Raw genomic sequence first — 16,602 nt, 5'->3', positions numbered from 1 at the left:
TTACTGAAAAAAATCTTTGTTTCTGGAAATACTGCTTTTAAATTCTTTTTATTTTCTATATTTTGTTTGGCATGAAAGTACTTCCAGATACTTTCATTTTTTGGGCATGTTATTCCAGGAATATCATGAGCGTTTTTTATTTTTCTTATTCTTTATATCTTATTTTTTATCACTTATTTTTACATTCTTTCTATATTTTACATCCTTTCTATCTTTGCATTCTTTTTATATTATCATCACTTATTTTTTCAGTAAGTCGCATGATCCTTTTTGTCTGGAAAACAATTTATCCAAGTAACTCCTTTTTGTATGGGGGTTAAATGAGAGAGTTTTCTCGACCGAAGATTGTAATTAGCAGGTGTCTTGAGTTTGATCACTGCCGATACAATGGAGATATGATCAGCAGTCCTGTGGTGGTAAAACTCAAAAAACACGTTGATTTCCTGCCCGTTTGTCCTGAAGTGGAAATAGGGCTTGGAGTACCAAGAAACCCTGTGAGAATAGTCCTTGATAAAGGAGATCACAGGCTTGTCCAGCCTTCAAGTGGGAAGGATGTAACTGAGGATATGAAATCTTTCTGTTCCAATTTTCTTAATTCTATAGACGAAGTTGACGGTTTTATTCTTAAATTCAGGTCTCCTTCCTGCGGTCTCAAGGACGTGAAGGTTTACCCGTCTGCAGGGAGTCATGGAGGTGCAGTTGAAAAGATTTCCGGATATTTCGGAGGTGCTGTTCTGGGAAGGTATCCTTTCCATCCTGTTGAGGACGAGGGCAGGCTCAGAAACGCCCGGATAAAAGAGCATTTCCTTACGAAACTCTTCACATTTGCAGCTTTTCGGAAAGTAAAGTCCGAGGGCAGTATAAAGGATCTGATAAATTTCCATGCGCAGAACAAGTTTCTTCTTATGGCTTATAATCAGGCTGAACTCCAAAAATTAGGAGAAATTGCTGCAAACCGAGAAAAAAGGCCCTGGAAAGAGCTGATTTCCGATTATGAAAATCACCTGTACAGCGCCCTTTCCAGAGCTCCAAGGTACACTTCAACCATAAACGTGTTAATGCACGCTCTCGGATTTTTTTCAGACCAGCTTTCAAGCCGTGAAAAAGCCCTGTTTTTTGATTGGGTTCAGAAATACAGGGAAGGTAGGGCTTCGGTCTGTCCTGCAATAAACATGATCAGGTCATGGATTGTACGGTTTGAAGACGGCTACCTCATGAGCCAGACTTTTTTCGAACCGTATCCTGAGGATTTAATAGAAATAAATCCTGTAGAATCCCACCTGAGGGAAGATCTCTGGAAATAAAGTTTTATTAAGATATTTCTGGACGGAAGTAAATCATGAAAGCTAGAATTAAACTGACTTTTATTTTCTTACTCGTATATATGGCTGCAGTTCTTTTTTTCTGGCCTTTTTCTGAGGGATCCGCAGTTTCTGGCAACAAAAAGATAGATAAAAACCTGCCTCGAGAAACGGGTGGTAATTATAACTCTTCTGAAGCTCTGGTTACGGAAGAACTCATAGAACCAGGGAAATCTTCCAGATCTTACTCATGGAATTATGAGGGATACCGGTGGCACCTTACTCTGCTGCTTGATGATAAGCTGTACAGTGCATATGAGTCAAGGACACGCAAAAGAGACTATGACCTCTTCGCTTCCGACCCTTATGATGACTGGTTAATAAAGAATATCGCAGATACTCTTATTTCTCTTTCAAATGAATACGGGCTTGAAGAAAAAAAAATACCCGGGCTTTGTGTTTCTTTTATCCAGTCCCTTAACTATACTTCAGACCTTACAAGTTCGGGATATGACCAGTACCCCCGTTTTCCTTATGAGACTCTCTACGATAACGGAGGAGACTGTGAGGATACTTCCATCCTATCGGTGGCAATTCTTCAGGAAATGGGCTATGATGTTGTCCTGCTGGAACTTCCGGAGCATATGGCTCTGGGAATAAAATGCAGCCCTGAAACAAGGGGCAGGAGCTTTGAATACAATAATAATCATTACTACTACCTGGAAACTACAGGGAGCAACTGGGAGATCGGGGAAATGCCTGAAGAATATAAGGATGAACCGGTAGAAGTTATCCCTGTATATAGAAGGCCCCTTGTTAACCTTGATTTCAGTGCTCAGTGCGAATACTCCCAGAAAGAAGGGGTTGTGGACGTTAATGTTACTCTGAGAAATGTGGGCTCCGAGGTAGCAGAAAATACAACTGTTTATGTTGCCCTTCAGGCAGAGGACGGGAGTAAAATATGGGACCAGATCGAGAGCGACCCTGTAATAATAGAGCCTGAGGGAGCCTATCAGTTCACCGCAAAAGGACTCAGAGTCCCTGGAGGCAGGACCTTCAGGGTATATGTGAGAGCTCTCGGGGAAAACCTGTTCTCTGAAGAAATTACGAGCGAATGGGTGAGTATCTGATGGAGATGGTGGAGTATCTGATGGAAATGGTGGAGTATCTGGTAGAATGGGTATGTATCTAATATAAATGGGAAAGTATCTGATAGAAACATTTCCCCTTATTCATGCAAAGGGTTAAGCGCACAGGGTTAAAAACTGAAACAAACTCTGAAAAATGGAGAGTTACTTATAAATCGTATATATTTAATCCATTATATACGGGAAATCAGGCAAAATTCGGAACAACCAAAAAATCTGATATCCTTCAGATGACTCAGGTATTTTTCTGGAGTGGAGGCACTGATATGAAGAAACTGTACAGGTCAAAAAGAAACAAGATTATTGCCGGAGTATGTGGGGGTATAGGCGAGTACCTCGGCGTGGATCCTACGCTAGTAAGGCTTTTATGGGTGCTACTTTCTTTGCAGGGAATTGGAATAATCGGTTATGTCATAGCCTGGATCATAATCCCTGAAGAACCTTAAAATCCGGAAGCTTTCATATTTCTTAATTTCTTCTTCCTTTTTTCATATTTCTTAATTTCTTCCCTTTTTCTACTTTTGCAGTAAACCCGTAAAAAAATGCTGCAATACCATTTTTGTAATTTATTCTATTATTTTTCAGTAATTGAGTTCCCGGAAGCGGTTTCCCGGGAATTTTCTTTTTACTGATATTTCCGTTTGTGACCGGTTTCAGTTTACTCATATCTATCCTGAACATTCCTCATCACAAATCGGGCATGGAAGATTTATGACTGCCCGAAAAGCTGATCTACAAACCATTCGGGTTCGAATTTTTTGAGGTCTTCATATCCCTGGCCTACTCCGAAAAAGAGGATCGGCTTGCCTGTGATGTAAGCAATGGATATGGCAGCTCCTCCCTTGGCATCAGCATCAATTTTTGTCAGGATGGACCCATCGATAGGGACAGCGTCATTGAACTGGGCAGCCCTTTCCACAGCATCGTTTCCGGCTACGGCTTCGTCCACGAAAATAATAAGGTCAGGGGAGCTTACCCTGCAGATCTTTTCCATCTGGGCCATGAGGTTCATATTTGTATGCATACGTCCTGCCGTGTCAGAGAGGACAAAATCGATATTATGCGCTTTTGCATACTGGACAGCATCATAAATAACTGCTGCAGGGTCGGCTCCTGCCTGGTGCTTTATCATCTTTACCCCGAGCCTGTCCGCATGAATCCCCAGCTGGTCAATAGCACCTGCCCTGAAAGTGTCTCCGGCAGCAAGCACCACAGAATAACCCGACTTAAGCAGTCTGTGCGTCATCTTTGAAATGGACGTCGTCTTTCCTGTCCCGTTAATTCCTACAAAAACAATATGTACTGGCTTTGGCCGGTTTTTGACATACTCATCAAAATCAAAGGTATTGGCAGATACCACATCAAGAATCGCTTTCTTCAGGGCTTCTTCAACTATATCTCCGGTATTGCTCCCAATCCTTTTTGTCGTTCCGGTGAGCTGGTTCTTCACGGACTCAACAATTGCCTCAGATACCGATACCGCAAGATCGCTTTCAAGGAGGCCCATTTCAAGTTCCCAGAGGGGTTCTTCAAGGTCTTTTTCATCCAGATATACTTCCCTGTTAAACACAAGGGCTTTGGCTTTCTGGGTAAACCCGACTTTCGGGGCAAGCTTTTTGAAAAAAGACTTTTTCTCTTCAACGGGTTTTACTTCTTCTTTTTCCTCTTTTTTCTTCTCTGCAGCCTTTTTTCTGTCTTCAACTTTTTTCCTGTATTCAGCTTTCTTCAGGTCCTCTACCGAAACATGGGAGATTACCTCAGGAACAGCACCCTTTTCGGGAATTTCTTCTTCAAGAGCAGCCTCGATAGTCTCTTCCTCTATTACGGGCTCGATTTCCTCTTCGAGGCTTTCTTCGCTTTCAGGCACCTGCTCGATGATTACCGGCTCGACTTCCACTGCTTTCTCATCAATCGTTTTGCTGAATGCCTTCTTAAAACTACCAAGTTTCTCTTTAAATTTATTGAACACAGGATCCATCCCGAAAAGATCAGTAAAAAATAGGTAAATAAAGTTCACGAATGATTGAAATTATCAATAATTCGAGTTAGTTAAGTTTACGAACTAATTAAAGTTAATGATATTATTCGATCATTGAATGTGGCTTCCGGATTCCTGCAATCCGTGACCTTTTCCTGAGCCAGGGCTTATTTATGCCTGGCCAGGTTGAATTTTTGCAGCTTCTGTTTCAAGGGCCTGCATTCCCTGTGCAATTTTAGTCAGTGAAGCATTCATCTGCTCAAGGATTTTTGTAAGCTGCTCCTTGCGGCGATTAAGAGTCTCAACAGCTGCCTCTGCAGTTTCTTCTGCACTGAAACCCGCTCCGAGATTTACAACAACCTTATCCGGATTCTTAACCTCAGCATAAACGTAAGAGCCAAAACCCACCGGTACCATGGTCTCTGCAGCCCTGCCAGCTTCTGAGGCTGCTTTCAGCTCATTTATCGTTGCAATGGCCTGGTCGCAGCTGGCAATGGAAGCCTGTACCATGCTCATTTCCTGCCTGAGCGCTTCAGCCTGCCTCTGGAACTCCTGATGCCTGGCTGCCAGATTCCTGATCTCTTCACTGACTTCTGCCATATCCTTCACTCCTCAGCTACGCTTTCGATCTGGATCTGGTTTCTTTTGACGCCGTGCTTGCTTCCGAAGATCGAGTATGTCTTATCTGTTGCGTTCTTTTCGTTCTGGCTTTCGATCTTCTTTGTGAATTTTTCCCAGGAATTTCCTGCTTTAAATTTACCTTTAACAATAAAACTCTTCATCATTACCACTCTCTTGCTGTAACTTTTTTCTGGAACAGATGGATGATGATGCTCACTCCAGGAACCCAAGGGCTTCTTCAATTCTTCCGAGTTCCGGTCCTGTTGTCTCTGAGCCCGCTACAAAGTTCTTTGAATTTGCAAGCAGACCTGAACCAAGCATCTGGGTTCCGAAATTAGTAGTCCCTATATTTACCGGAAGCCCAAAGATCTCTTCCAGAGCCTCTCTTTCCGAAACGGTCACTTTAGGGTGTACAAGAAGCCCTTTATTTGTAACGACTCCTGCCATTCCTACATTCTTTATCCCGGCAATTGTTCCCCTGTAAACCTCTACCTTGAGGGTTCTGGCGATAATTTCGAGAGCTCTGTCTGAAAGCTCTGGGTGAACAAGGGCTGCAGAGTCGTTTGCAAGCACAATGTTTCCAACTGCATTCAGCCTGTCCGGAAGTATGCCTGCAGGAACACCTGTCCTTTTCTGCATCTCCTCGACACTGGACCCGTATGGAAGTAAAAACCCATTTGAGTTGCCCCTTGAAAGGGCTCCTACCACAGTGCTTCCGTTTATAAGAGTTTCAACTACCCTTACATCCAGAGCCTCTTCGAGTATAGTGCAGACCTCCGGCTTTGTAAGAGGAGGAACGAGAGCAAGATCTTCTGTACAGGTTGCAAATACCCCTATAATCGAGGTATCGTAGATATCCACTGTTCGAATCATATTCTTTGATTTTCGCTTTAACGGTTATTTACTGGGCAAGCTCTGCCTGTACTTCACCATCTGCGAATTTGACAGCCCTTACCCTGATTGATAGAGGGGGCTTTTCGCAGCCCTTTTCCCAGAGGCATTCATTGATGGTTTTGTCAAGCTTAACCTGCTCAGCTTCGGTCTTCATGTGCCTTACAAGAAAACCTCTTACTTCTTTAACTGCCCTGCCGGCTCTTTTCCATGCAGGGACCTTCCTTACTTCTCTAAGTGGAATTGTATATATCTGTTCTTTTACCATGTCGTCTGCCATTTTTCCCACCATCCTCGCTTACTTCACATCCAGGCTTCCTCTTCTCCAGTGCCTGCGCCTGGGATGACTTACTACCTTCCGGTTAGTTTTTACTATAGCCCACACAGGGACTCTCGAATTCTGCTTGTGCGCCTTTGCAAGACGCTTCTTCTGTCCTTTCATGTTATGACTCAAGTGGATCACACCTGTTGACCTGTAGCAATTTAATTCTATTAATTTACGTTATATCCCGTAATTAGCTGATTGTGATTTTAACCCTTATAATTGCGGCTCTCCAATGCCTGAATGGCCATGGTCTGCAAACCGTATTCTGTAAATTTATGATAGTATGTGGTTAATCTGCAGCAGTATAGGGGTTGAATATAACTCGATTCTATAAATCTTTATTCCAGAATTTTTCCCTTCAGGGAGGCTTCCGATTTTTAAACACACAGGCTTCTTCAGGGAAATTTCTTCCTTGAAAGTACATGGGACTGGAAATGAACAGGGAATAGTTCCCTTATCCTCTCGTCTCCCTGCCTCTGACGGATCAACTCCCTGAGTTCTGTTTCGTAATCTGCTTTCTGGGTACTCTCACTCGGCCCCTGTTCAATATTCAGGTAAGACCTGACCAGAGAGTCCACAACCTTTTTGCCGTAGCCTTTAAGGGGGCAGAAATATTGAACTCCCAGCCTGTCTTCGATGCTTCTTATCTGTGAAATAGAAAGCACCGGGACCCTGTCATCCCTCCTGGTCCCGTCGGCAATCAGTTTAACTGCCGGGTCCAGAGCGAGGGTTTCAACAGCTCTTCCATGAATGTAATTAATTGCGCTTCTGGGGAACCCGTCTCTAAGTAACAGCTCGTATGCCTTTTCCAGAATTTCTCTGTCAAGAGAAACAGTCCTGTGAGGAAAATGTAACTCTTTTGCAGTTTTTGCTGCAATTTCTCCTGTTGGGAGCAATCCAAAGTTACAGGTTACGAGTTCGACCTCGAAAAACGGTTCCAGTAAAAGGGCAGAGAGCGAACTGTCTTTACCTCCACTGAAGAGGACCGAGACTTTCATCGTGCTTAAACCCGGGTTATGGACGTTTTGCGTTTCTTTGGCTGCATCCGCATCAGGAGTGTTTTCAGCTGCTCGTCGTCTATCTGAGACTGGAGCCTTCCGCTCTGGGCAAGCGAAATTAACTGCAGCTCAAGCTGTTCTCCCAGGGCTGGCCTTGACATTTTAAGGGTTGTCAGGCGTTCCCTCGCCTCCGGAGTCAGGATCTGCCTCAGTATAGACTGCTTTTGAGCTTCCATTTCAGCTCTTGCCTGCTCCTGCTGATATGCTGCCTGCATATCGGATGGCTGCTGCGCCTGCTGCCTCTGAATTTCTGCAAGTCGTCTCTTTCGGATTTCTTCGAGTTCGTCATCATTAGACATGGCAATCACCGAAAAAACCGGTTTTCTGGAATATGGTTATGGTATATCGAAAGGGGGTCCGGATTTTAAGGTCCCTTTCTGAAGGATTTTTCATCTCAGTATTTTGCAAGTTCCGGGATTTTCTCAAGCAGCTCCTGTTTAAGTTCGTGTGCTGCGTTATCCATCATGGAACGTCCTTTTGCAGATACTGTTCTTCCGTCCTTTACTTTCTGCAGGAAACCTGCAGCCTCAAGCTGCTGGACTGACTTCCTTGCAATAGAACCGCTACCCTTTGCCTTGTGGTAAGGCTGGGAGCCGTTGTCCTTCTTTCCTCCGTAGACTGATCTGAGCCTCTCGATTCCGATTGGTCCATCGGTGTAGATCTTTCTGAGGACTGCTGCGCACCTTACGTACCACCAGTCATCGTTGGTCGGCGGAAGGTCTTTGTGAACTCCGGTCTTCACGTTCCCTGCCCACTGGGGGGGAACGACATTTTCATTTTCCTTAAGAATACCTGCAAGCTTGTCGATCATTTCTGCTGCAGGGACGTCAAACACTGTTGTCATGTATCCTCCTCATGCGAATTAATTTTTTGCAGGTTCGGGCGATAGCGCCGATTCTTCCCCCCGAATCTGTCAGGAATGTAACTCTTGTTCTCGGATAGAGGTAACTCTTTTGCTCTTCCGAGTTGTCCATTGCTGGTTTATTAGCTGGCTACGGACTCTTAAAATTTGGGCACGAAGGCCCGATAATGCCGGTTAATATGAAGTTAGTCTAAACTGGAAAATGGGGTTGATAAATTTATTGGTTAATATATACATTTTTCGGTAATTTGCTGGACTGGCTTACTAAATGTTAGTCCTCTTTTTTAAATGTTTGTGCCCTCCCCGGTCCTACGGAAATATAATTGACAGGGACTTTCATGAGCTCTTCCAGCTTCTCAACATAATTTCTGGCATTTTCCGGGAGCTCATTGTAGGCTTTGACCTCTGTCAGTTCTTCTTTCCATCCTGGCAGGTCTTCATACACAGGGCTGCATGCCTGGAGGTCTTCCGTAAGTTCCGGAGGATAGTCCAGTTTTTTCCCTTTATACTCATAACCTGTGCAGATCCTTAGAGGGTCAAGCCCGGTAAGTACGTCCAGTTTCGTAAGGGAAATTTCCGTGTATCCATTGAGAGCAATAGCCTTCTTGAGGAGTGGGAGGTCAAACCAGCCGCATCTTCTTCCTCTGCCTGTAGTTGTCCCGAATTCTCCTCCGGCTTTCTGTATTCTTTCTCCAAGTTCTCCAATGAGCTCTGTCGGAAGCGGGCCTTCCCCTACTCTGGTTATATAGGCTTTTACTATGGCAATGACATTGTCCACTCTTGTTGGACCTACCCCGAGGTTTGCACATGCAGAACCTGCAATTGTAGAAGAAGAAGTTACGAACTTCTGGGTTCCGTGAATAACGTCGAGATGTGTGCCCTGGGCAGCTTCAGCCATTACATTTTTTCCTTCGTCAAGAGCCTGGTTGATTTCCCTGGAAACATCAGTAATATAAGCAGCAAACTGCTCTCCCAGTTCCAGGTACCTCTTTATAAGTTCAGGGTCTCTTACGATCCTGGGGTCACCGCCCATTGCTTCAATTTCTTTTTCTTTCTGGGGGGCGAGTTCTTCAAGCCTTGCAAGGAAGCGCTCTTTATCCACAAGTTCAGCCATGCGGATCTCGTCTCTTGCCACCTTGTCAATATAAGCATAACCGATTCCGCGTTTTGTGGTCCCTATTTTTGTTTCCCTTGAAGCTTCTCTGAGGCCGTCAAGCTCTATGTGGTAGGGCATAATAATGCTTGTCTTGGCGTCCACTCCCAGCTTTTCCGAATTGACCTTTACTCCGTGCTTTTCAAACATTTCGATTTCTTCAGCTAAAACCTCAGGGTTAAGGACAACCCCAGGCCCGATAAGGACCCTGGCATCAAGCAGGATGCCTGAAGGAATCAGGTGCAGTTTGTAGACCTCATCTCCTACCTTTACTGTATGGCCCGCGTTATTCCCTCCCTGGAAGCGGGCAACAACGTCATAGTCTTTTGCAAGAAGGTCGACAATCTTACCCTTTCCTTCGTCACCGAACTGCGCGCCTGTGATTATCGTAAACATAAGCCCTGAATCGGGCTTAACCTTAATAAGGTTTTGTCCGGTTTGTTTTACCTTCTTCTCAGCGTATTTTCAACCTGAAATTTCTTCTCAGTTTCTTTCGAGATCCGGTCTTTTGAACACATGCAAATTTAGAAAAGCACGCCTCTGAAAATAAGCAGGCTGAGGACCATGAGGATTATCGCAAGAATTATTGCAGTACTTGCGCTTTCTTTATCGCTTCCAAAGATGATCGGGATAGGACCGAGCATGATAACTCCTCCTCCCTTGATTTCAGGTCTGGCTTTTTCCGCATAAGGCTCTTTTTCATTTCCTGTGTACCTGAAAGAGTTTTCCGATTCAGCTTCTTTTCCGTACTCTTTCATTCTTTTTTTGTCTTCAGTTTCACTCTCCGAACCTCTGCGCAAGCCTGTGGCTATTCCGATTATAAGCATTAAAAACCCGATAAGTATTATGAAAAATCCAGTCAGAACAAGTAAGTTTCCAATCAACGTTTAGTCTTCCACAGGAATAGATAGAGAATTGTTACCAGTAATCCTAGCCCCAGCATATTTGTTGTAATTTCTGGTGTGGAACCGAAAACTATCGGAATGGGTCCGAGCATTATCAATCCGCCCATCTGGGCATTTGAAGGGTGCTGTAACATGGTAAGAACTATGCCTAACAATACTATAATGAAGCCAATAAATGTAACTGTTGCGCCTACTCTTAGAAAATCTTCTGATGCACGCATGTGGAATGATATTGTGCTTTTATTATTAAATCTATCCTTTAAATTTTTTATCTCAGTCGAGAACTTTGCTCTTCTTTTTCAAAACTATACTTCTTTTCTGGAATTTCTGGTTAATTTTTTAAAAAAACGGCGAATTAACAGGCTATTCTTGAGACTTTTAATAAGTTAATCTTCTCTATATTCAATCGCATACATTCTTATGTATAAACGTTTATATATGGCCCTCCTCTGGCGGACATGTATGAATAATGCCGCAATTTTTATTTTTACTCAGGAGTTCCGTTTCTTTCTGGAAAAATATAAGGATGCTAAAAAGCGTTAACTACTTGCCTGCAAATTGAAGGAAAAATATATGATTTGAAAGAAACATAAAAAGATGGGTCGAATACCTGCTGCAAGGTAATTTCCCGGGGTCATCAATGTAATTATTAAAGAAACTTATATGTGCCCATTTTATATTTATAGATATATATTTATGTACCTTCCCTTAATATGTTGTATCTCAGTACCCGGCATCTTAATATATACTGTAAACACGATAAGAACCTCTTCAGTTGCATTTTAACCTTTGATATATGCAGTTCTGTATAGGGCAGGTATATAAATTGTTAAGTTGTCCTAATATAGTATACTTGAGTCAATTGCCTTTTAACCGTTATGTCTGATAAGTATGTTTGATAACTATCTTTATCCGCAATGGTTCAGACTGCCTGCAGAGGCTTCGGTAATGAGGCGCAGTACTTTGTTCGAAATAGCATTTATCCTGTTTCGGAATAATATTACAACTCGATCAGATTAATCGAAATATACCGATATCATACCGGTTTAGAGGCCAGCTGGCTTGAAACCGAATAAACAAAATCAATTTTATACGATAAAACAGGTGTTTTCAAATGTCAGAAGACAGTGCCATAAGATCCTCCCTGGAAGATATTAAGTCCAGGGTAGAGTTTCAGCTTGAGTGCGGGGAGATCATCCCGGAGGATGTGAAAACTCTCTTAACAGAGATAGAAATACTCAAGGTCCAGAACGAAAATATGAAGGCACGGCTCCTTGAAGCGAGCGTAGCTACAGGCAGGCACCTTCAGGAGATAAACAAATTAAAAGCCCATCTGGAGCAGCTTACCGAACCTCCTCTTTTCATTGCAACCATTCTTGAGGTAAACGGGGAGATTGCCCTTATCAGGCAGCACGGAAATAACCAGGAAGTCCTCACCCAGATCCCGGAAGAGTGCCTCGGGAAAATAGAGCCCGGGATGAGGGTTGCTGTAAACGGAGCTTACTCTATCATCTCCATAGTGAGCAGGGCTGCAGATGTGCGGGCTCAGGTTATGGAGCTTATCAACTCTCCGGGCATAGACTACAGCATGATCGGAGGGCTGGATGATGTACTTCAGGAAGTCCGTGAAAGCGTGGAACTCCCACTCACCGAGCCCGAACTCTTCGAAGACCTGGGAATCGAGCCTCCATCCGGAGTTCTTCTCCACGGGGCTCCGGGTACCGGAAAGACCCTTATTGCAAAAGCCATAGCCTCTCAGGCAAAAGCCACCTTTATCAGGATGTCAGGCTCTGACCTCGTCCAGAAGTTCGTTGGAGAAGGCTCAAGGCTTGTCAAGGATATTTTCCAGCTTGCAAGGGACAAGTCCCCAAGCATCCTCTTCATAGACGAAATCGATGCAGTGGGCAGCATGAGGACCTATGACGGGACAAGCGGCTCGGCAGAGGTAAACAGGACAATGCTCCAGCTCCTTGCCGAGATGGACGGCTTTGACCCCAAAGGCAACGTAAAGGTAGTTGCTGCAACCAACAGGATTGACCTTCTTGACCCGGCTCTCCTAAGGCCAGGCAGGTTTGACAGGTCGATTGAAGTCCCCCTCCCTGATGACAAGGGCAGGATCGAGATCCTGAAGATCCACACCCGAAAGATGAAGCTTGCAGATGATGTGGACTTTGAGAAGCTTGCAAAGGTCATGTCAGGCAGAAGCGGTGCAGAGATCAGCGTAATTGTCAAGGAAGCCGGAATTTTCGTCCTGCGCAGGCGTGGAAAAGAGATCACCATGGCAGACTTCATGAAAGCCTACGACAAGGTCGTAAACGTTCAGGAACCCACAATCCCGCAGGCTATGTTCGTATAAATTTGAGAAGCAATTCTTTTTAAACTGCCGGGAAAAGGCAAATTCCTTCCCGGCTGCTTTAAATTTTTTCTAAAATCAGTCGAAAGGTTTATATTTTATAAATCACTTGAAGGTATGCTGTCTTAGGGACAGAGCATAATTAACAGCGTGCTCCGATAGTGTAGCTCGGCCAATCATTCAGGACTCTCACTCCTGCGACTGGGGTTCAAATCCCCATCGGAGCACTTTTCCTTTTTACAGTTTTTTTCATGCTGTATGCTTATAACTTTTACAGTAACTCATGAATTAATTGCGTTAAATTTTAAAAATTTGAACATCTAAATCTGAACAGATATTTTTTGTTTTATCTATATCAGGCATATAGTCCTCAACTTATAAAAAGAGGAAATATTTAATTCCGGTAAAAAACAGCATCATACGAATAAATCAGTAATTGGTTATCTAAAATCGGTGAAGTTAAGGTTACTAATTGCTAATTTTTAAGTATTTTCATGAAAATCGTTTTTACTGAAACGATACTCTCTGGCTTGACTCCGTAAGTTTTGAACATGTTTTCAATCGAAGTTGCAAGTAATTTCGAAAATGCAAAACCAAGACCGTGTGTGATTATAAGCTTATAATAGCCTCCGTTATCTATATATTCTATAGTATCAACCCAGTTAGTTATGTTAAGATTAATAACTAGACCGTCTATAACTTCATTTAGGCTGCATTCTTCAAGAGACTTTTGAAAGTAAAGCTCAATTGTATATTCTATCGTTTTGTTTTGGCTAAAAAGTTCATCTAGGAACTTAATATCAGCGGTTTCTATTAGATATTTAAAGGCAGTCTTTTCAATGATAACCAATGATTTTGCCCTTCTAAGGCGCATCCAATATTTCTCTTCAAGGGTTAATTCCTGAATCTGTTTTGAGCTCTTTTCCAGACTTTCTAATGCAAGCTCCAAGGCTTTTTGCTGTGTTTCATATTTTTCGGCGTGCTTTTTTAATAATTCCCAGTGTTTATTCGAAATTGTGGTAGAAATGCGGTGAGTTTTCAAAACAATACATCCTGGGATTTCATTTTTTTAAATTCATTAATTTCTATGCGCATATCAAACGCATTATGCGCATGTTAAACGTATATTACCTGCATTACCTATTTTTACTTACGTATTTTATCCTAGTACAGTTAACAGTAAAGAATTACTGTGGGATTAACTCTTACTTTTTCCATCCACATATTAAGTGAATCATGTGCAGTATGCACATATGTTATCTGGATAATCTATTTTTATCTGCGTATTTTATTTTAGCATAGTTCTCAGCGATAAATTGCTTGAGGCTTACGTAGTTGAATTAAAAACCAAGTACTAAATCTTCAACTGTGTAAAAGCAAATGTAGAAAGAAAATGAAATACATTAGACAAGAAAACCTCTTAGAGCCAGTCTTAAAATCAATTTGATCCTATTATTGAGATTGGATCTGTACATCGAAACTAAAAACAATAGAAATTAAACTGTTAAATGTCTGAAATATAAATTTAAACCATGATGTTTAACATATTTGATTTCAACATCGAATGCAAAATCCTATGATGAGAAGTATTTCTTATAAGGTCATAGCACATGATTTTTTGAAGGATTTGTGGCTTGACTTTAGAGTTAACACTGGTCATCATTCAATAGAGATGAGTTGAATTTTAAGATGAGCCCTTAAAAGTATTAGTGGAAAGGGAGTTTTCAAATGGAAAAGTTAGAAGGAACACTAGCAGACCACATCAAGCAAAACATAAGTGCCAAACCTCGAGAACTTGATGACTGTATCGATTTTTCTGTCAGTATTTATGATGTGTTCGGAGTAGGAGGAAAAATCTGTAAAAATGGAGAACTTACAATAAAATCCAAATTTTTAGACTTCACAGTTGCTCAACAGACTGTTAATATATTGAATAAGGAATATTGCAACACATTAAGCATTGGCTTTGAAGAAATCAGGTACTGCTTTTACTTGAAGGGGTCCTGTCTTTGGACAAAAGGGTACATAGATGGATGGTTCCACGAAAAACAGGAATGGAATGAACAAATTGTCTGTTTATGATTTTTTTATTTTTCCCTTTGGTGCATTCTGTGGTAAACACATCTAGCTTATGGAGAACGATTCAAAAGGTCTTTGAATTATAATAAGGAGTGATTTTTAATGGAACAGTTTCAAGGAACAATAAGCGAATATCTAAAACAAAGTGTTGAAACCGGTAAACTTGCAGACTCAGATTGTCAGGAGTTTAAGTTTGGTGATGTGAAAATAGGAATTGAAATAAAAGGTAAGGTTTGTAAATCAGGAAAGGTAGAAGCATGCATTACTATCGCAAATGCTACACAATGTATAACAGCTGATTTGTCTAAGGGAGAAGCTTGTGGCAGCACAGATTTAAAAGTAATAGAGGTTAAATATTGCCTCTATCTCAAAGGATCATGCTTGTGGACTAAGGGTTATATAGGCAATCGGTTTTACAAAGATACATGGGATGAACAAATTATTTGTCTGCAAGTTCCTGTACCTTAAACTTGTGATTACTAAAATATCTTATATGTTAAACATGAGCAATCCCTCAATAAATTGTTCGTATGGATATAATCCATACTTTTTATTTTTCTAACTCTATACTGACTCTGTATAGTAAGATAGAACATATAATTTATACAGTAAGTTGAGATATGCGTTTTCTACCAAAATCGCAATATTCACATCATGATATTGATTTCTTCAGCTTTCTTTTTATTCTACTTTATGAATCTGAATCCATTTTTTTCTCTGACAGCGGACAAAATACTTTAAGCTAAACCCAGCTATCTTCTATTGCACGTATACTTTTATCTGCATTTCAGGCTTCATATCCGTTGACACTATGTAAGTTATGAGCTCAGCTATAATTATGTAGATATCTGCCTTCAGGTTGATTCTTATAGAACTTTCATACAATGATTTTTTAATACGGTTTAACCTGTAAAAGATGAGATCAAGAGAAATAAAGGATTGCAACAATGAAAACGAGAAACACACAAGCGACTCCAGATCTCGAAAGTAAACTCCGCGGCTACCTTTTCGGCACAGCCTGCGCAGATGCTCTGGGGCGTCCGGTGGAACACCTGACCCTTGAGCAGATAAAGGAAAAATACGGAGAACAGGGAATTCTCGAACTTCCTCCCGAATCCCCCTGGACAGACGATACTCAGTTGATGCTTGTTCTAGCCAGAGGACTTCTTCAAGGAGCAGAACTTGAATTGCCTGAGCTCATGGATAAAATTGCAGGTGAGCTTGTTCTCTGGCTTGATGAGCCTGATCTTGGAGCAGGAGCAACCACAAAAGGTGCAGCTTTAAGTCTTAAGGATGGGATTCACTGGACTGAATCCGGACTAAATTCAAAAACATGTGGAAGCCTAATGCGGGTTGGAATTCTTGGCTTCATCTTCAGTAAAGATCCTGAAAAATTGATTGAAGCTGCTTCCCTTTCCGGCAGAATTACTCATAACCATCCGACTGCGGATGCAGCATCTATTGCAGGGGCGTATGCCGTAAAACTGGCTCTTGACGGGGTGGACCCCGAAGATATGTTTTTACCTCTTCTCGAAGTAACGGAAGGAATTTCTGACGAGTTTACGGAAGCCCTCAAAAGTTCTTACGAGCTTGCCCACAGTAATTTAAGCGATGAGGATGCTCTCAGGAAACTTGGTCAGGGATGGTATGCGGATGAGACTTTTGCACTTGCCTACTTCTGCATCCTGCGGTATCCTGATAACTATAAAAAAGCAGTCCAGACCGGAGTGAACATAACAGGAGACTCGGATTCCGTTGCCAGTGTTGCAGGTGGGATTCTTGGGGCAAGGCTTGGAATTGAAGCAGTTCCGATCTCATGGATTGAAGCCCTGGACGGAAAAGAGATATTGGAAGAAATGGTAGTACCTCTGCTTGAGAAGTATTTTGAGGTCTCTGAAAACAAAGCAATGTCTTAAGAGTGGAGACCT

Annotated in this window: 21 protein-coding genes and 1 tRNA gene; 8 read left to right on the top strand and 14 right to left on the bottom strand. The window is 42.2% G+C overall.

Translation table 11 applies throughout. From position 1 onward, the window contains the following. Window positions 1-320: 320 nt before the first annotated feature. The 3 genes from M886_RS01275 (at window position 321) to M886_RS01265 (ending at window position 2,895) form a co-directional block, all read left to right on the top strand. Window positions 321-1,304, top strand: coding sequence for a YbgA family protein (locus tag M886_RS01275; RefSeq protein WP_048048238.1), 984 nt, complete (start codon window positions 321-323; stop codon window positions 1,302-1,304). 35 nt (window positions 1,305-1,339) lie between these two features. Further along, entirely contained in the window at window positions 1,340-2,431 is a 1,092-nt protein-coding gene (locus M886_RS01270) for a hypothetical protein (protein WP_048050504.1), read from the top strand. A gap of 248 nt (window positions 2,432-2,679) precedes the next feature. Further along, window positions 2,680-2,895, top strand: coding sequence for a PspC domain-containing protein (locus tag M886_RS01265; RefSeq protein WP_015411372.1), 216 nt, complete (start codon window positions 2,680-2,682; stop codon window positions 2,893-2,895). 22 nt (window positions 2,896-2,917) lie between these two features. On the opposite strand, the gene M886_RS01260 is transcribed toward M886_RS01265, so the two are convergent. The 13 genes from M886_RS01260 to M886_RS01205 all read right to left on the bottom strand — a co-directional run bounded on the left by M886_RS01260 (window position 2,918) and on the right by M886_RS01205 (window position 10,463). Then, a complete protein-coding gene (locus M886_RS01260) occupies window positions 2,918-3,115 on the bottom strand; it encodes a hypothetical protein (RefSeq protein WP_048050503.1) in 198 nt (65 codons plus the stop codon). Between the two features lie 43 nt (window positions 3,116-3,158). Beyond that, entirely contained in the window at window positions 3,159-4,418 is a 1,260-nt protein-coding gene (gene ftsY / locus M886_RS01255; RefSeq protein WP_048036278.1) for a signal recognition particle-docking protein FtsY, read from the bottom strand. A gap of 180 nt (window positions 4,419-4,598) precedes the next feature. Next, on the bottom strand, window positions 4,599-5,027 hold the full coding sequence (pfdA, locus tag M886_RS01250) for a prefoldin subunit alpha (protein WP_048036279.1): 429 nt from the start codon (window positions 5,025-5,027) through the stop codon (window positions 4,599-4,601). Between the two features lie 5 nt (window positions 5,028-5,032). Continuing rightward, window positions 5,033-5,209: a 50S ribosomal protein L18Ae gene (gene rpl18a, locus M886_RS01245; protein WP_015411369.1), complete on the bottom strand. Its 177-nt coding sequence runs from the start codon at window positions 5,207-5,209 to the stop codon at window positions 5,033-5,035. Between the two features lie 52 nt (window positions 5,210-5,261). Further along, on the bottom strand, window positions 5,262-5,921 hold the full coding sequence (locus M886_RS01240) for a translation initiation factor IF-6 (protein WP_011032757.1): 660 nt from the start codon (window positions 5,919-5,921) through the stop codon (window positions 5,262-5,264). Between the two features lie 28 nt (window positions 5,922-5,949). Next, window positions 5,950-6,219 carry a 50S ribosomal protein L31e gene (locus M886_RS01235; RefSeq protein WP_048036285.1) on the bottom strand — a complete coding sequence of 90 codons (270 nt, stop codon included), beginning with the start codon at window positions 6,217-6,219 and terminating at the stop codon, window positions 5,950-5,952. A gap of 18 nt (window positions 6,220-6,237) precedes the next feature. Continuing rightward, window positions 6,238-6,393, bottom strand: a complete 156-nt coding sequence (locus M886_RS17605) for a 50S ribosomal protein L39e (RefSeq protein WP_011032755.1) — start codon at window positions 6,391-6,393, stop codon at window positions 6,238-6,240. Between the two features lie 266 nt (window positions 6,394-6,659). Continuing rightward, on the bottom strand, window positions 6,660-7,262 hold the full coding sequence (locus tag M886_RS01230; RefSeq protein ID WP_011032754.1) for an alpha hydrolase: 603 nt from the start codon (window positions 7,260-7,262) through the stop codon (window positions 6,660-6,662). A gap of 5 nt (window positions 7,263-7,267) precedes the next feature. Next, the gene (locus tag M886_RS01225; RefSeq protein WP_011032753.1) at window positions 7,268-7,630 is read right to left on the bottom strand and encodes a DNA-binding protein; all 363 of its coding nucleotides are present in this window, start codon (window positions 7,628-7,630) and stop codon (window positions 7,268-7,270) included. 86 nt (window positions 7,631-7,716) lie between these two features. Further along, complete coding sequence (locus M886_RS01220; RefSeq protein WP_011032752.1) at window positions 7,717-8,166, bottom strand: 30S ribosomal protein S19e; 450 nt, start codon at window positions 8,164-8,166, stop codon at window positions 7,717-7,719. A gap of 289 nt (window positions 8,167-8,455) precedes the next feature. Then, on the bottom strand, window positions 8,456-9,733 hold the full coding sequence (locus tag M886_RS01215) for an adenylosuccinate synthase (protein ID WP_015411365.1): 1,278 nt from the start codon (window positions 9,731-9,733) through the stop codon (window positions 8,456-8,458). Window positions 9,734-9,861: 128 nt separating this feature from the next. Then, the gene (locus tag M886_RS01210; RefSeq protein ID WP_015411364.1) at window positions 9,862-10,221 is read right to left on the bottom strand and encodes a TIGR00304 family membrane protein; all 360 of its coding nucleotides are present in this window, start codon (window positions 10,219-10,221) and stop codon (window positions 9,862-9,864) included. Beyond that, window positions 10,218-10,463: a TIGR00304 family membrane protein gene (locus tag M886_RS01205; RefSeq protein ID WP_011032749.1), complete on the bottom strand. Its 246-nt coding sequence runs from the start codon at window positions 10,461-10,463 to the stop codon at window positions 10,218-10,220. Before M886_RS01205 ends, M886_RS01210 begins: the two co-directional genes overlap by 4 nt. Before the next feature lie 893 nt (window positions 10,464-11,356). Here M886_RS01205 and M886_RS01200 point away from each other — a divergent pair. Beyond that, window positions 11,357-12,598: a proteasome-activating nucleotidase gene (locus M886_RS01200; RefSeq protein ID WP_011032748.1), complete on the top strand. Its 1,242-nt coding sequence runs from the start codon at window positions 11,357-11,359 to the stop codon at window positions 12,596-12,598. Window positions 12,599-12,747: 149 nt separating this feature from the next. Continuing rightward, a tRNA-Glu gene (locus M886_RS01195) sits at window positions 12,748-12,822 on the top strand. Between the two features lie 248 nt (window positions 12,823-13,070). Here the strand turns inward: M886_RS01195 and M886_RS01190 are convergent. Further along, entirely contained in the window at window positions 13,071-13,637 is a 567-nt protein-coding gene (locus M886_RS01190; RefSeq protein WP_048050502.1) for a hypothetical protein, read from the bottom strand. A 686-nt stretch (window positions 13,638-14,323) separates the two neighbouring features. Here M886_RS01190 and M886_RS01185 point away from each other — a divergent pair. The 3 genes from M886_RS01185 to M886_RS01170 all read left to right on the top strand — a co-directional run bounded on the left by M886_RS01185 (window position 14,324) and on the right by M886_RS01170 (window position 16,590). Next, on the top strand, window positions 14,324-14,677 hold the full coding sequence (locus M886_RS01185; RefSeq protein ID WP_048050501.1) for a hypothetical protein: 354 nt from the start codon (window positions 14,324-14,326) through the stop codon (window positions 14,675-14,677). 99 nt (window positions 14,678-14,776) lie between these two features. Further along, window positions 14,777-15,142, top strand: a complete 366-nt coding sequence (locus tag M886_RS01180; protein WP_048050500.1) for a hypothetical protein — start codon at window positions 14,777-14,779, stop codon at window positions 15,140-15,142. 479 nt (window positions 15,143-15,621) lie between these two features. After that, complete coding sequence (locus tag M886_RS01170) at window positions 15,622-16,590, top strand: ADP-ribosylglycohydrolase family protein (protein ID WP_048050498.1); 969 nt, start codon at window positions 15,622-15,624, stop codon at window positions 16,588-16,590. The last annotated feature ends 12 nt before the right edge of the window (window positions 16,591-16,602 follow it).

Source organism: Methanosarcina soligelidi, assembly GCF_000744315.1.
In the GTDB taxonomy this organism is placed as follows: Archaea; Halobacteriota; Methanosarcinia; order Methanosarcinales; family Methanosarcinaceae; genus Methanosarcina; species Methanosarcina mazei.
Note: the sequence above shows the minus strand (reverse complement) of the source record. Positions and strands in the feature narration are given on the sequence as shown.